A 16209-nucleotide genomic window follows, 5' to 3' on the forward strand; every position below is an offset into this window, starting at 1 on the left:
CCACGGCCGGGTACGAGACGCGAATTCGTCCTACGTTCCGGTGAAATGAATCACGCTGGTGTTCGATCCTGCCTCGTGCGCCGGAGCATGTGACGTTTGCGATGGCTACTGACTGATTTGTCGTGCGCAGGTCAGGCGCGGGTGAGCCCGCGGGCGATGACCATGCGCTGAATCTGGTTGGTGCCCTCGACGATCTGAAGCACCTTGGCCTCGCGCAGGTACCGCTCGACCGGGAAGTCCGCCGTGTAGCCGTATCCGCCGAGGACCTGGACCGCGTCGACCGCCGTCTGCATCGCGGCGTCGGTGCAGTAGAGCTTCGCCGCGGCGGCCTGCATGCTGAACGGCAGGCCCCGGTCACGCAACCGTGCCGCGGCCAGGTAGGCGGCCCGGCCGACCTCCAGACGGGTGGCCATGTCGGCCAGCAGGAAGCCGACGCCCTCGAATTCGAGGATCGGCTTTCCGAACTGCACCCGGTCACGCGCGTAAGCCACCGCGACGTCGAACGCGGCCTGCGCCAGCCCGACCGCGCAGGCGGCGATGCCGAGACGGCCGCCGTCGAGGGCCTCCATCGCGATGGCGAACCCGTCACCCTCCGCGCCGAGGAGGCGCGCGGCCCCGATCCGTGCGCCGTCGAACCGGACCTGAGAGGTCGTCGACGAGCGAAGGCCCATCTTCCGTTCCGGCGGCGCGGCGCTCAGGCCCGGACTCTGCGCGTCGACGAGCAGGGCGCTGATGCCGTGGGCCCCCGGGCCACCGGTGCGTACGAGCACGGTGTAGAAGTCGGCCTCACCACCATGGGTGATCCAGGCCTTTGTACCGTCCACGACGTACGCGTCACCGTCGAGGACCGCGCGGGTGGTCAGATTCGCCGCGTCGGAGCCGTGCGCGGGCTCGGACAGGCAGTAGGCGCCGAGCAGTTCGCCGCCGATCATGTCGGGAAGCCAGCGTTCTTTCTGCGCCGCGTCGCCGTGATAGGCGAGGGCGTGACAGGAGAGCGTGTGCACCGAGGCGCCGATGCCGACCGCAAGCCAGTTGCGGGCCAGTTCCTCTATGACCTGAAGGTAGACCTCATACGGTTGCCCGCCACCGCCGTACTCCTCCGGATACGGCAGGCCGAGCAGCCCCGAGCGTCCGAGGACGCGGAACAGTTCACGGGGGAAGCGGTGCGCTTCTTCGTACTCGGCGGCGCGAGGAGCGAGTTCCTTCTCGGCGAGCTCGGCGGTCAGTTCGAGGAGCTCGACGGCTTCCTCGGTGGGCAGCAGCGCGCGGCGTGCGGCGTCCATTTCGGCCTCCCACGGGTCGGTGGAGGTCGGTGGCGGCAAGGGCGTGATCTTGTGGATCCGCGCCCCGGAACGCGCCACCGGCGTGCCGGGATGGTTCCCCGCACGCCGGTCACTGTAGCGCCCTGCGACCACCCGGGCACCAAGCGCTCGGACACTGGCCGAGAGCGTTGCTCCCGGCGGGTGGCCCGTCAGGAACTCGTCGCGGAGGAATCGCCGCCGCCGTTCTCGATCTTCTGCATGTCTGCGGACACGGTGTCGGCCGGGATCGCGAAGCCGAGGCCGACCGAACCCGAGTCCGACCCGCTTGAGGACGAGGAGTAGATGGCCGAGTTCATCCCGATCACCTGTCCGGCCGTGTTCAGCAGCGGGCCGCCGGAGTTGCCGGGGTTGATCGAGGCGTCGGTCTGGATGGCGGAGTAGGTGACCGTGGTGGTCGAGCCGAGGCCGCGCCAGCCGAAGCCGGGGAAGCCGCCGCCGTTGTTGGTGGACTCGCTCACCGAGACCTTGCGGTTGAGCGCCGAGACGATGCCGCTGGTGACGGTGTTCTGTAGCTGGTCGGGCGAGCCGATGGCGACGGTCGCGTCGCCGACCTGGACCTTGGACGAGTCTGCGAAGGTGACCGGGGTCAGCCCGGAGACGCCTTCGGCCTGGATGACCGCGATGTCGTCGGCCGCGATGTATCCGATGACCTTCGCGTCGTAGTTCTTGCCGTTGTAGAGCGTGACGGTCAGCTGGCCGCCCTCGGCGACGTAGTCGGCGATCACGTGGTTGTTGGTGACGATCTTCCCGTCGGACGAGATGATCATCCCGGAGCCGACGCCGGAGACCGCGCCGGTGTTCTCGTTGACCTGCACCACACTGGGCAGGACCGCGCTGGCGACCTTGCCGACCGTGGAGGTCGTGCTCGAAGTGCCGACTCCGGTGATCGAGGTCACCACGGAGCCGGAGCCGGAGTTGTGCGAGCCGACGTACGCGCCCGCCACTCCGCCGACGGCGGCCGCGGCGAGGACGAACGCGCCGACCACCCCGAGGCCGAACTTCATCGGGGCGCGGCGACCCGGAACGATGGAGGCGGCCGGATCAATGGTCTGGGTGACCTGGGACGGATAGGGACCGCCGGTCCAACCCGGGGGCTGACCGACGGGCTGCGGCTGACCGGAGCTCTGCCAGGCGTAATCACCCTCGTGAGCCTGGACGGTGCTCTGGCCGTACGGGCGGGGAGCCGTCCACTGCGGCTCCGCCTGGGCGGCGTTGGGTTCGTGCTGCGTCTCGGTCATGGTTCGAGAGTGCCCAGGCTCCTTGAAAGACATCTGAGACTAAGGTCAGACGACCTCAAGAAACCCACCCCGGATTTCGTAAGAACACCGGGCCGACCGCCACACGGCGCGCCGGCTCAACCGTCCGGCGCACAATATCCACTGTTCCCGGGAAACCCGCCCGGTGAGCCGCCGCCCACCAGTGATCGCCACCGTAATATCTGCCCCACAGGCGACGGGCCGAAAGGGCGGTATGACGTCTATGGGCAGTGTCATCGAGAGCGGCGGGCCGGTCGAGGACTCCGGCGGGCTGGACCTGGCCGGGCTGATCCGTGAGCACACCGGACAGGCGCACGACCTCCAGGCCCGGATGCTCAACCCGCAGCTGCCGCGGATGCTGCACACGATCGGGTTCGACCGTACCTACGTGCGCGCCGAGGGCGCCTACTTCTACGACCAGGACGGCAACGAGTACCTCGACTTCCTCTCCGGCTTCGGGGTCTTCGCCGCGGGGCGCAACCATCCCGCGATCCGCGCCGCGCTGCACCAAGTGCTCGACGCGCAACTGGCCGACCTGATCCAGTTCGACTCGCCGCTGCTGGCCGGGCTGCTCGCGCAGCGGCTGCTGGCCCACGCCCCGCACCTGGACCGGGTGTACTTCGGCAACAGCGGCACCGAGGCGGTGGAGGCGGCGCTCAAGTTCGCCCGTTACGCCACCGGCCGCACCCGGATCCTCTACTGCGACCACGCGTTCCACGGCCTGACCACCGGCTCGCTGTCGGTCAACGGCGCGGCCGAGTTCCGCCAGGGCTTCGACCCGCTGCTGCCGGACACCGTCGTACCGCTCGGCGACCTGGACGCGCTGGAGCGCGAACTGGCCCGCGGCGACGTCGCCGGGCTGCTGCTCGAACCGATCCAGGGCAAGGGCGTCAACATCCCGCCGCCGGGCTGGCTCAAGGCGGCGCAGGAGCGGCTGCGCGCGCACGGAGCGCTGCTGATCTGCGACGAGGTGCAGACCGGCATCGGGCGTACCGGCAAGTTCTTCGCCTACGAACACGAGGAGGGCGTCGAGCCGGATATCGTGACCGTGGCCAAGGCGCTGTCCGGGGGCTTCGTGCCGGTCGGCGCGACGCTGGCCAAGGGCTGGATCTTCGAGAAGGTCTACTCCTCGATGGACCGGGTGCTGGTGCACGACTCCACCTTCGGCTCCAACGCGATGGCGATGGCCGCCGGACTGGCCGCGCTCCAGGTCGTCGAGGACGAGAAGCTGGTGGCGAACGCCGAGCGGATCGGCGGCCTGCTGCAAGCGCGGCTGGCCGAGCGGATCGAGCGCTACGAGCTGCTGACCGAGGTGCGCGGCCGGGGGCTGATGATCGGGTTCGAATTCGGCAAGCCATCCTCGCTCAAGCTCAAGGCCGGCTGGAGCACCCTCCAGGCCGCCCGGCGCGGGCTGTTCGCGCAGATGGTGGTGGTCCCGCTGTTCCAGCGGCACCGGATCCTGACCCAGGTGGCCGGGGACCACATGGACGTGATCAAGCTGCTCCCGCCGTTGAACATCACCGAGACCGAGGTGGACCGCTTCATCGAGGCCTTCGACGACGTGATGCGGGACGCGCACCGCGGCACCGGGCTGATGTGGGACTTCGGGCGCACGCTGGTCAAGCAGGCGCTCCAGCGGCGGTGAACGGCGAAGCGGCGGCAGACGACGGAGAGAAGGGCGGCGAGGACATGACGCAGAGCGCAGTCGAGGAGAGCGCGGTCGCGCAGAACACCGCCCTTGAGGACACCGCCCCCAAAAACCCGGTTCCGGACGCTGTGCGCGACCCGGACCGGGCCGTGATCGCGGCGAAGGAGCAGGCCGAGAACTTCCCGGTGGCGCTGCGCGTCCTGCCGCGGCGGGTCCGGGAGGACCTGGGCGCGTTCTACACCTTCGCCCGGTACGTGGACGACCTCGGCGACGAGTACGCCGGGGACCGGATAGCCGCGCTGCACGACGTGGACGCCGACCTCGACCGCCTCGCCTCCGGGGCGACGCCGCTGCTGGAGCCGGTGCGCGGGCTCGCCCGCCTCACCGCACGTGTCCCGATCGATCCCTTCCACAACCTGGTCGCCGCGAATCTGATGGACCAGCACAAGCCGCGGTACGCCACGTTCGCGGAGCTGGTCTCCTACTGCAAACTGTCGGCGGATCCGGTTGGCCGGGTGGTGCTTTACATCGCCGGGCAGGCCACCGAGCAGAACATCGCCGACTCGGACGCGGTGTGCACCGGCCTACAGGTCATCGAGCACTTGCAGGACGTCGCCGAGGACTACCGGGCCGGGCGGATCTACCTGCCGCGCGAGGACCTGACCGCGTTCGGGGTGACCGAGCGCGACCTGGCGGGAGGACACGCCGACGAAGATCTCAAAGCGCTGCTGCGCTGGGAGGCGGGCCGGGCCGCGGTGCTGGTCGGCCGCGGCGTGCCGCTGACCAAACGGCTGCGCGGCTGGGCCAAGCCCGCGGTGATCGGTTACGTGGCCGGCGGCCGGGCGACGCTCGCCGCGCTGCGCCGCGCCGACTACGACGTACTGGCCGCCACGCCCAAGCCCACGACCGGCGCAACGCTGCGCGCGGCCGCGGGTGTCTTCCTGGGCCGACGGCGCTGACAGCGGATTAGGTTGATCACGTGACGAGCGATCAGAACCCGCCCCCGGACATCGCCGAAGCGTACGCGGCCTGCGAACGCATCGTCGGCACCGAGGCGCGCAACTTCTCCTATGGCATCCGCCTGCTGCCCAAGCCCAAGCGGCACGCGCTGTCGGCGGTGTACGCGTTCGCCCGACGTGTGGACGACATCGGCGACGGCGACCTGTCGTTGGACGAGAAGTCCGCAGCACTCGACGAGACGCGCAAGCAAGCCGCCGCGCCGGGCGACTACCCGACGGATCCGGTGCTGGTCGCCCTGGCCGACTCCGCCACGCGTTACCCACTGGACCTCGACGCGTTCGGCGAACTGGTCGACGGCTGCGAGATGGACCAGCGGGACACCGTCTACCGGACCTGGAACGAGCTCGCGGTGTACTGCCGCTGCGTGGCCGGCTCGATCGGACGACTCTCGCTCGGCGTGTTCAATCCGCCCTCGCTGCACACCGACCCGGACGCTCCAAACGCACTGGCCGACACCCTCGGTTTGGCGCTGCAACTGACCAACATCCTGCGGGACCTGCGCGAGGACCTGACGAACGGCCGGATCTACCTGCCGCGCGAGGACCTGGAAGCGCACGGCTGCGAGCTCGTGCTGGACGCCGAGGGGAACCTCGATCCGCAGGGCGGGCGGCTGGCCGCGCTGATCCGGGACGAGACCGACCGCGCCGAGAAGTTGTACGCCGAAGGGCTCGGCCTGCTGCCGCTGCTGGACCGGCGCTCGCGTGCCTGCTGCGGCGCGCTGTCCGGGATCTACCACGCCCTGCTGCGGCGGATCGCGGCCGAACCCGAGGCGGTGCTCTCCAGCCGGGTCTCGGTGCCCACGCCACAGAAACTGTCCGTCGCGCTCGGCGCGCTCCTGCTGCCGGCGCCGCGCTCATGACCGCTAAGGACGAGATGACCTTCGACAGCCTGCCGGCCGGCCCGCGGGACGGCGTGGGACGGCACGCGGTGGTGGTCGGCGGCGGGCTGGCCGGGATCACCACGGCGCTCGTGCTCGCCGAACGCGGCTGGGCCGTGACGCTGGCCGAGGCACGCCCGCGGCTCGGCGGGCGCGCGACGTCGTACCGGCGCGGCGAGCTGACCGTGGACAACGGGCAGCACGTCTTCCTGCGCTGCTGCACCGCGTACCGCGGGCTGCTCGCCCGCCTCGGAGCCGGGCCGGAGACCGGCCTGACGCACCTTCAGCAGAAGCTGGACATCCCGCTCAAGTCGGCCGTCGACGCGACCACCACCCGGCTACGGCGCAACCGGATGCCGGCGCCGCTGCACCTTGCCCTGTCGCTCGGCGGCTACCGCCTGCTGCCGCTGCGCGACCGGGCCAGGCTCGCCGGTCCGGCGCTGGCGCTGCGCTTCACCGATCCGGCCGATCCGGACGTGGATCAGCAGGGATTCGGACCGTTCCTGCGCAAACACGGGCAGTCGAAGGCCGCGGTCGATCGGCTCTGGTCGGTCATCTCCACCGCGACGCTGAACATCAACGCTGACGACGCGTCACTCGCGCTGGCCGCCAAGGTGTTCCGCACCGGGCTGCTGGAGCACGCCGACGGCTCGGACCTCGGCTACGCGAAGGTGCCGCTCGGGCAGATCCACGACGAACTCGCCCGCAAGGCCCTCGGCGCGGCGGGTGTGACGGTGCTCGACTCCACGAAGGTCGAGCCGCTGGCGGCCGGCAATGACCTTTCGGTCACGGTGACCGACCGCTCCGGGCAACGGACGCGGCTTAATGCGGATGCGGTCATTCTCGCGGTCCCCCACGATGCAGCTGCGACGCTGCTGCCGCAGCCGCACCCGACGGGCTTCTCGCGGCTCGGGCACAGCCCGATTCTCAACATCCACGTGCGCTACGACCGGCCGGTCATGGACGAGCCGTTCCTCGCCGCGGTGGACTCGCCCGCGCAGTGGATCTTCGACCGGACGGCGGCCAGCGGCGTCGGCGGACCGCCGGGCAGCTACCTGGCGATCACCGTTTCGGCCGCGGACGAGTTGGCTGACACGCCGACCCGGGACTTGGCCGTGCTGTTCGAGGCGGAGCTCGGCCGACTGCTGCCCAAGGCCCGGGACGCCCGGGTGGAAGAGATCTTCGTCACCCGCGAGCAGCACGCCACCTTCCGCCAGGAGCGCGGCTCGGCGGCGCTGCGCCCCGGCCCGCGCACGGCCGTGCCAGGGGTCTACCTCGCGGGCGCTTGGACCGCCACGGGCTGGCCGGACACGATGGAAAGCGCGGTGCGCAGCGGTATCAACGCTGCCAGGCTGGTTGTTGATCAGACGACTGGAGAGGGCTGATGGGCGCACAGGCTCCGCATGTTCTGGCCGCGATGAAAGGGCTCGTCGACCCGGCGCTGCGGGGGTACGTCGACGGGCTGCACCCGAAGATGCGCGAGATCTCCCGGTTCCATTTCGGCTGGGACGACGGCGCGGGCTCGGGCAAGGCGGTGCGCCCCGCACTCGCGGTGCTCGGGGCGCGGGCGGTCGGCGCGTCCGGCGACGAGCCGGCGGTGGTCGACGCGGCCTGTGCGGTCGAGTTCATCCACAACTTCTCCCTGCTGCACGACGACATCATGGACAAGGACCGCACCCGGCGGCACCGGCCGACGGCATGGACGGTCTACGGCACGGACCAGGCGCTGCTGGCCGGCTGCGCACTGCACACCCTGGCCTTCGAGCTGCTGGCCCGGCACGGCGCCGCGGCCGCGCTGGACGCGCTGGCCCGCTCGGTGCAGGTGCTGATCGCCGGCCAGTCCGACGACCTGTATCTGGCGGACCGTCAGGACGTCACCCTCGACCAGTGCCTGGAGATGGAGGCGGGCAAGACCGCCTCGCTGCTGTCCGCCTCCGCCTCGCTCGGCGCCATCGCCTGGTACGGCGACGCGCTGGGTCAGGACGCGCGAGCCAAGACCGACTTGCTGGCCGAGTACGGTCACCACCTGGGCATGGCCTTCCAGATGGTCGACGACCTGCTCGGGATCTGGGGCGAGCAGGACCGCACCGGTAAGCCGGTGGCCGCGGACCTGCGGGCCCGCAAGCGCTCCGCCCCGGTGGTGGCCGCGCTGGCCTCCGGCACCCGGGAGGGTGAACGGCTCGGCGCGCTGCTGGCCGCGCCCGGCGAGTTGTCCGAGGAGGACGTGGCGCTGGCCGCCAAGCTCGTCGAGGAGTCGGGCGGCCGTGCCTGGGCCCGGGAACGCGCCGACGTGCACACCTCGGAGGCGCTGGCCCGGCTGGACCGCTTGGCGCCCGATGCCGCGGCCTTCGGCGACCTGACCGAAGTGACCAGGTTTCTACTGTCCCGGGAGTGGTAGGGGCGGGCACGAGGAGGACCCACATGACGGCAATCGCGGATCGGCCCCTGACGGCGGGCGCCCAGCCCGGACCGGCCATCCGCCACGCCGCCGTCCGGGCACGAGATCACCTGCTCTCGTTGCAGGACCCGGCGGGGTGGTGGAAGGGAGAGCTGGCGACCAACGTCACGATGGACGCCGAGGACCTCCTGCTGCGCGAGTTCCTGGGGATCCGCACGCCCGAACAGAGCGAGGCCGCGGCCCGCTGGATCCGCTCCCAGCAGCGGGAGGACGGTACCTGGGCCGCCTTCCACGGCGGCCCGCCCGAGCTGTCCACCACGGTCGAGGCGTACGTCGCGCTGAAGCTGTGCGGGGACCCGGCGGACGCGCCGCACATGAAGCTCGCCGTCGGGTGGGTTCAGGCGAACGGCGGCGTCGAGCGCGCCAGGGTGTTCACCCGGATCTGGCTGGCGCTGTTCGGGCTCTGGGACTGGGAGCGGCTGCCGGTGATGCCGCCGGAGCTGATCTTCCTGCCGCCGAGCGTGCCACTGAACATCTACGACTGGGGCTGCTGGGCCCGCCAGACCGTGGTCCCGCTGACCGTCGTCGCGCACTTCCGGCCGGTGCGGCCGATCGCGATCGGCATCGACGAGCTGCGCACCGGGGCCGGCGATCCGCCGCTGGAGCCCGCGCTGAGCACCGCAGGGTTCTTCCAGCGCGCCGACATGGTGCTCCACCGGTATGAGCGACACCGCGTCAAGTCACTGCGTAACGCCGCGCTGCGGCGCGCGGCTGCCTGGATCGTCGCCCGGCAGGAAGCCGACGGGGGCTGGGGCGGCATCCAGCCGCCGTGGGTCTACTCGATCATGGCCCTGCACCTGATGGGGTATCAGCTCGACCATCCGGTCATCCGTGCCGGGCTCGACGGGCTCGAAGGCTTCCTCGTGCACGAGGACAGCCCGGATGGACCGGTACGGCGGCTTGAGGCCTGCCAGTCGCCGGTATGGGACACGGCGCTGGCCATGGTCGCGCTTACCGATGCGGGCGTGCCGGGTGACCATCCGGCGATCGTGAAGGCGGCTGACTGGCTGCTGGCCGAGGAGATCACGGTCAAGGGCGATTGGGCGGTGCGCCGCCCGGATCTGGCGCCGGGCGGGTGGGCCTTCGAGTTCGCCAACGACGGCTATCCGGACACCGACGACACGGCGGAAGTCGTCATCGCGTTGCGGCGGGCCGCGGCCGGGGCCACGGCCGAGCGGTTCGCCGCGCTGCGCGGCGCGATCGACCGCGGCGTGCGGTGGATGGCCGGCATGCAGAGCAAGGACGGCGGCTGGGCCGCGTTCGACGCCGACAACACTCGCTACCTTATCAATGACCTGCCGTTCTGCGACTTCGGTGCGGTGATCGACCCGCCGTCGGCCGACGTCACCGCGCACATCGTCGAGGCGATGGCTCTCGACGGGCGGGCGGACGACCCGCGCGCGCTGCGCGGCGTGCGCTGGCTGCTGGAGCATCAGGAGAAGGACGGGTCCTGGTTCGGCCGCTGGGGCGCCAACCACGTCTACGGAACCGGGGCGGCGGTCCCGGCGCTGGTCGAGATCGGCGTGGCCCGCGACCATCCGGCGATCCGCCGGGCCGCCGCGTGGCTGATCGACCGGCAGAACCCGGACGGCGGCTGGGGCGAGGACCTGCGCTCGTACGTGGACCCCGCGTGGATCGGCCGGGGCGAGTCGACCGCCTCACAGACCGCGTGGGCGCTTCTCGCACTGCTGGCAGCACAGGAGCCGGGTGAGCACGCGAGGTCGGTGGCGGTACGGGAGGCCGCCGATCGAGGCGCGTCGTATCTGGCCGCCACCCAGCGCGCCGACGGAACCTGGGACGAGGACCTGTTCACCGGGACCGGTTTCCCCGGCGACTTCTACATCAACTACCACCTGTACCGGCTTGTCTTCCCGCTGACCGCGCTCGGCCGCTACCTGGCCGACCGTCTCGTGGAGTCCCCGTGAACGCCGCAACCGGGACGTACGGTCCCGCACAGGACGAGCGCCCGCCCAAGCTGACCATCGCCGCCGCCCTCGCGATCGAGGCCCGCGCCCTGGAGAAGGGGCTGACCGGCACTCGCGACGTCCGGGTGGTGCGGGTCGGGCAGCGCGCGCGCAACGCCGTGCGGGTGCTGCCGCGCGACGACGACGCGCTGATCGTGGCCGGCGTCGCGGGCGGCGTGGCCCCGCACGTGCGCGCGGGCGACATCGTGGTGGCCACCGAGGTGCGCGGGCCGGAGGGCTCGGTCGTGCGCAGCCCGGCCGCGCCGCTGCTGGCCGCCGCGCTGCGCGCGTTGAAGCTGACCGGCCCGAATTCGGCGCCGGTGAAGGTGCACCTCGGGCCGATCGCGACCACCGACCGGCTGGCGCTCGGTTCGCGACGGCGCGTGCTGGCGAGTGAGGGTGTCGCTGCGGTGGATCTGGAGTCCTCCTGGCTCGGCACGCTGGCCAACCGGCCGTTCGCGGTGGTCCGGGTGATCGTGGACGACTCGGAGACGGGTTTGTATCATCCGGCGACCGTGTCGCGGGGGCGGGCCGCGATTCAGATGCTGAGCAGGATCGTGCCGGCGCTGGAGCGCTGGAGTGATGCGATCAGCGGGCGGCGGGTCGTGCTCGCCTCGCCGCGCTCGTTCTGCGCGGGGGTGGAGCGGGCCATCGAGATCGTCGAGGAGGCGCTGGAGCGCTACGGCGCGCCGGTCTACGTGCGCCGGCAGATCGTGCACAACGCGTATGTGGTGGCGGATCTGGAGCGGCGCGGCGCGGTCTTCGTCGAGGAACTCGACGAGGTGCCCGACGGCGTGCCGGTCGTGCTCTCCGCGCACGGCGTCGCCCCGGCGGTGCGTGAGGACGCGGCGCGGCGCGGGTTGGCGGTGGTAGACGCGACGTGCCCGCTGGTGGCCAAGGTGCACACCGAGGCGCGCCGGGCGCTGCGTGACGGCAACGCCGTCGTCTTCATCGGGCACGCGAACCACGACGAGTCCGAGGGCCTGCTCGGCGAGGACCCGGACCCGGTGAACCCGCGCATCCACCTGGTGCAGACCGCGAAACAGGCGAAGGAACTCGAAGTCGAGGATCCGGCCAGGCTCGCCTACCTCATGCAGACCACGCTGGCGGAGGACGAGGCGCAGGACATCGTGACCGCGCTGCGCGCCACCTTCCCCGGCATCATCGAGCCGCCGTCGTCCGACATCTGCTATGCCACCACGAATCGGCAGCGGGCCATCCGGGACATCGCCGCCGAGACGGACGTGGTGCTGGTGGTCGGGTCGCAGAACTCGTCGAACTCCAAGCGGCTGGTCGAGGTGGCCGAGCGGGCGGGGGCGGCGGCGTACCTGATCGACGGCGCGGACGAGATCGACCCGGCCTGGCTGGTCGGGGCGCGCTCGGTCGGGCTGACCGCCGGGGCCTCCGCGCCGCCGAAGCTGGTGGACGAGGTGGCCGACGCGCTGAGCGGCCTCGGCCCGGTGCACCGGGAAGAGCCCCCCGGGGTGGAGGAGTCTTACAAGTTCGCCCTGCCGCCCATGCCGCCGCTGACCGCCGCTCGGCGCAACGCGGACCCGGACGCGCGTTCCGAGGTCGATGCGGACCTTGATACTGGAGTTTCAGAAGTTTCTGGTGTTACCGGAGTTGTCAACGGGCCTGAAGTGAGCGCTGGGAGCTGATCGTCTTGTCCATTCCCCTGCGGCAGTCCGCGCGGATCGGCGCGTACCTGTTCAAGCAGCGGCTGAAGGGAGTGAAGAAGTTTCCGCTGATCGTCGAGCTCGAACCGCTGTTCGCCTGCAATCTGGCCTGCCCCGGCTGCGGGAAGATCCAGCACCCGGCCTCGGTCCTGAAGCAGCGGATGCCGGTGGAGCAGGCGATCGGGGCGATCGAGGAGTCCGGCGCGCCGATGGTGTCCATCGCCGGTGGCGAGCCGCTGATGCACCCGCAGATGGACGAGATCGTCCGGCAGCTGATCAAGCGGAAGAAGTACGTGTTCCTGTGCACGAACGCGCTGCTGCTGCCCAAGCACATCCACAAGTTCAAGCCCTCACCGTACTTCTCGTGGGTCGTCCATATCGATGGCCTGGAGAAGCGGCACGACGAGGCGGTGGACAAGGAGGGCGGCTTCAAGGGCGCGGTCGAGGCGATCAGACTGGCCCAGTCCAAGGGCTTCAAGGTCAACACGAACTCGACCTTCTTCAACAACGACTCGCCGCAGGCCGTCATCGACGTGCTCAACTACTTGAACGATGAGCTCAAGGTCGACAAGATGATGATCTCTCCGGCGTATGCGTACGAGAAAGCGCCGGACCAGGAGCACTTCCTCGGCGTGACGCAGACGCGTGAGCTGTTCAAGAAGGCCTTCGACAACGGCAACCGCAAGCGCTGGCGGCTCAACCACTCGCCACTGTTCCTCGACTTCCTTGAGGGCAAGCAGGAGTTCGAGTGCACCGCCTGGGGTATTCCGTCCTACTCGCTGTTCGGCTGGCAGCGGCCCTGCTACCTGATGAACGACGGGTACGTGAAGACCTACCGCGAGTTGGTCGAGACCACTGACTGGGACAGTTACGGCCGGGGCAAGGACGAGCGCTGTGCCAACTGCATGGCACACTGCGGCTACGAGCCGAGCGCCGTGCTGGCAACGACGGCTTCACTGAAGGAGTCGCTGCGCGCGATGCGTAGTTAGTCAGCCCTCGGGTTAGTCGACCTTCGGGTTGGTTGACCGTCGGATTGGTTGACCGTCGGGTTAGGCTGTCGAAGGCGCTCGCTTCCCGAAACACGACTGAACCACGACTGAACCACGGCTGGACCGCAGCTGAATCACAGCTGGCTGGCAGCTGAATCGCGACCGAACACAGCAATAGAGCACAGCCATAGAACGAGTACAGCTACTGAACAACCGCCATTGAACACAGCATGCACAGCATGACGAGAGATCGATGCGCGTAACCGGCCCGGACACGCAACGGCACAGACAGCGGCGGCGACGACTCGCTGCCGCTGTCTCGTGCCTCGGTACGCTGGCCGTCGCCGCGATCGGCACGTTCGTCGTCGAGCAACGTGCCGTCGGCGCCCAAAGCGCGTCGAACGCACTCGCTGCTACGGCGCCCGGCCCGCAGTCGCTGGCCAGCCAGCCGGTCGCGTATCGGCTCGGCCCGGACGGAGGGCTCACGCCACAGCAGGCGAGGCCACGCCCAACCAGCTCCGGCACCGCGGTCGCGCCCGTAGGCACCGGTACGGGCACGGGCATAGTCACGGATGGCTCGACAGCACACACACCCAGCCCGAGTGCCATCGGCAGCGCCGTCGGCGCTGATGGCGCGAATGGCGCTTACGGTGCGAACAGTGCGGATGGCGCAGACGGGACAGCACCTCCACCCGCCGGGCCGGTCTCGCCGACCGACTCGGCACCGGCGATGACCGCCTCGAACCCGCTGACGGCAACCACGTTCGCCGGGTTACCGCAGGTCGGCGCGATAGTCGACTACTCCAGCGGCACGACCGGTTCGCACTTCTGCACCGGCAGCGTCGTGTCCAGCCAGTCCGGCGACATCGTCATCACGGCGGCGCACTGCGTGTACGACACCTCGTCGGGCGCATACGTCAGCAGCATCGCGTTCGTGCCCGGATACCACGACGGCCAGCAGCCGTATGGGATCTGGACGCCGACCAGGATCCTGGTGCCACAGCAGTGGATCAACAGCGGCGATCCCGACTACGACGTCGCGTTCCTGGTCGTCCACCAGCCCGGTTCGGCCCAGCGAATCCAGGACCAGGTCGGCGCGAACCAACTCGGCCTAAGCCCGTCCTATACGGGAATGGTGCAGGTCGTCGGCTACCCGAGCACCACCGACAAGCCGGTCACGTGCACCAACGACACGAAGCAGTTCAGTCCCACTCAGTTGGAGTTCGACTGCCCCGGTTTCCCGGACGGCACCAGCGGCGGGCCGTTCATGGCCGACGTGGACCCGCAGAGCGGCAGCGGCACAGTGGTAGGCGTGATAGGCGGCTACGAAACCGGCGGCGACACCCCAGACATCTCGTACAGCATGTACTTCGGCAACGCGGTCGCCGACCTGTTCAGCCAGGCCGAGGCAGCAGGGTAATCGGGGTAATCGGGGTAGTCGCAGTAGTCGTAGTAGTCATAGTAGCCGCGGTCATCGCAGCAATCGCGGTAGTCGCAGTTACTGAGGCAGCGAGACAGCGCCTCGCACATGCATTCACGCACACATGAACTCGAACACGTAGTCGAATATATGACTTACCATTTTCCACGCCGCATGTCTGCCACCTTCTATAGAATGGAGTATGAGCAAATACGCTACCAACTGCACCGAAACGACAAAGAGATCCACCATGAACACGACAGAGATTACCTCCCCATCCACTATGGACCTGAATGCCTTGGCCGTGCGGCTCGCCAACGCGGCTCCCAGCGCCGGCCAGCTGGACGAACTGGTGTTCGATGATCTTTCGGCAGCTGGTTGCCTGGATGCGGTGCTCGCGTGGGAGCGGCTGTTGCGTCACGCGCATGCCGGGTTGGTGCGTGGCCTGGCTGCCCTGGCCCGTCACGAGCCGGAAACCGGTGGCGGTGGCGATAGGGGTGGGGGTGGCGGTTGGTTGTGGCTGGTGGAAAGTGAGCTGTGTGCCGCCCTGGCCTGGTCCCCCGCCACCGCCCAGGCGCGGCTGGCCGACGCCCACGCCCTCACCCGCCTGTTCCCCGACACCCTGCACCAACTCTCCCAGGGCCAAGTCTCCATCGAGCAAGCCCGCGCCCTGACCCAACTGACCGCCGGCCTCGACGACCTGGCCGCCCGGGCCGTCGAAACCCGCGTCCTACCCCGGATGGCGGGCCAGAGTGCCGCGGTCACCCGTCAAGCCATTCGCCGCGCCGTCCTGCGCGCCGACCCGGACGCCGCTGCGAATCGTCACCGTCACGAGCGTGCTCGCCGCCGAGTCGAACTGCGCGCCGAAGACGACGGGATGGCCACGTTGAGCTTCTATCTACCGGCCGATGTGGCGCAGATGGCCATGCGCACCCTCACCACCCTCGCCCAGGGTGCGAAGCGCAAGAACAACAACACTCCCGCCGACACCCGTACCCTCGACCAGCGCCGCGCCGACCTCCTGCCCGCGCTCCTGCACCACGCCGCAAGCGGCGCCAACCCGAGCCCCGCAACACTCTCCGCCCTGCCTGCCGCCCCCGCCCACATCAATGTCGTGGTGAGCATCGAAACCCTCCTGGGGCTAAGCCACGAGCCCGGTCACCTCACCGGCTACGGCCCGCTCTGCCCCGAACAAACCCGCCGCATCGCATCAGCCCACACCGCCCAATGGCGCTTCCTGCTCACCTCCACCGATGGCACCCTCGTGGACGCCTCGCCCCGCACCTACACACCCCGCGCCGCCATCAAACGCCTCACCCAGCTCAAGCACACCACCTGCGTGTTCCCGCACTGCCACATGCCCGCCGACCGCTGCGACCTCGACCACAACCAACCCTTCAACCAGGGCGGACCCACCACCCCCGAGAACCTCACACCACTTTGCCGCCGCCACCACAACCACAAAACCCACAACCACTGGAAACTCAACCGCACCAACGACACCCTCGCCTGGACCTCACACCTCACCGGACGCGACTACACCACCACACCCACCCGCTACCCCGTCGCCGCCGCCTGA

The 16209-nt window shown here is 69.8% G+C and carries 12 protein-coding genes; 10 read left to right on the forward strand and 2 right to left on the reverse strand.

Annotated features, from left to right (window positions below):
• Positions 1-131: 131 nt before the first annotated feature.
• Together VGS97_RS18745 and VGS97_RS18750 are read right to left on the reverse strand one after the other, a co-directional pair.
• Positions 132-1283 carry an acyl-CoA dehydrogenase family protein gene (locus tag VGS97_RS18745; RefSeq protein WP_349262184.1) on the reverse strand — a complete coding sequence of 384 codons (1152 nt, stop codon included), beginning with the start codon at positions 1281-1283 and terminating at the stop codon, positions 132-134.
• Between the two features lie 188 nt (positions 1284-1471).
• Positions 1472-2560, reverse strand: a complete 1089-nt coding sequence (locus VGS97_RS18750; RefSeq protein WP_326854874.1) for a S1C family serine protease — start codon at positions 2558-2560, stop codon at positions 1472-1474.
• 241 nt (positions 2561-2801) lie between these two features.
• Here VGS97_RS18750 and VGS97_RS18755 point away from each other — a divergent pair, with 241 nt between their 5' ends.
• From VGS97_RS18755 to VGS97_RS18800, 10 genes are all read left to right on the forward strand, one after another.
• Entirely contained in the window at positions 2802-4223 is a 1422-nt protein-coding gene (locus VGS97_RS18755) for an aspartate aminotransferase family protein (protein WP_326854875.1), read from the forward strand.
• On the forward strand, positions 4220-5185 hold the full coding sequence (gene hpnC / locus VGS97_RS18760; protein WP_326854876.1) for a squalene synthase HpnC: 966 nt from the start codon (positions 4220-4222) through the stop codon (positions 5183-5185). Before VGS97_RS18755 ends, hpnC begins: the two co-directional genes overlap by 4 nt.
• 20 nt (positions 5186-5205) lie before the next feature.
• A complete protein-coding gene (hpnD, locus tag VGS97_RS18765) occupies positions 5206-6105 on the forward strand; it encodes a presqualene diphosphate synthase HpnD (RefSeq protein ID WP_326854877.1) in 900 nt (299 codons plus the stop codon).
• Entirely contained in the window at positions 6102-7508 is a 1407-nt protein-coding gene (gene hpnE, locus VGS97_RS18770) for a hydroxysqualene dehydroxylase HpnE (protein WP_326854878.1), read from the forward strand. Before hpnD ends, hpnE begins: the two co-directional genes overlap by 4 nt.
• Positions 7508-8521 carry a polyprenyl synthetase family protein gene (locus VGS97_RS18775; protein WP_326854879.1) on the forward strand — a complete coding sequence of 338 codons (1014 nt, stop codon included), beginning with the start codon at positions 7508-7510 and terminating at the stop codon, positions 8519-8521. Before hpnE ends, VGS97_RS18775 begins: the two co-directional genes overlap by 1 nt.
• Before the next feature lie 23 nt (positions 8522-8544).
• On the forward strand, positions 8545-10506 hold the full coding sequence (gene shc, locus VGS97_RS18780; RefSeq protein ID WP_326854880.1) for a squalene--hopene cyclase: 1962 nt from the start codon (positions 8545-8547) through the stop codon (positions 10504-10506).
• Positions 10503-12203, forward strand: coding sequence for a 4-hydroxy-3-methylbut-2-enyl diphosphate reductase (ispH, locus tag VGS97_RS18785; RefSeq protein ID WP_326854881.1), 1701 nt, complete (start codon positions 10503-10505; stop codon positions 12201-12203). Before shc ends, ispH begins: the two co-directional genes overlap by 4 nt.
• Positions 12204-12208: 5 nt before the next feature.
• Positions 12209-13210, forward strand: coding sequence for an adenosyl-hopene transferase HpnH (hpnH, locus tag VGS97_RS18790; RefSeq protein ID WP_326854882.1), 1002 nt, complete (start codon positions 12209-12211; stop codon positions 13208-13210).
• A 253-nt stretch (positions 13211-13463) separates the two neighbouring features.
• The gene (locus tag VGS97_RS18795) at positions 13464-14630 is read left to right on the forward strand and encodes a trypsin-like serine peptidase (RefSeq protein WP_326854883.1); all 1167 of its coding nucleotides are present in this window, start codon (positions 13464-13466) and stop codon (positions 14628-14630) included.
• Positions 14631-14832: 202 nt separating this feature from the next.
• Entirely contained in the window at positions 14833-16209 is a 1377-nt protein-coding gene (locus VGS97_RS18800) for an HNH endonuclease signature motif containing protein (RefSeq protein ID WP_326854884.1), read from the forward strand.

Source organism: Actinocrinis sp. (genome assembly GCF_035946395.1).
GTDB lineage: Bacteria > Actinomycetota > Actinomycetes > Streptomycetales > Catenulisporaceae > Actinocrinis.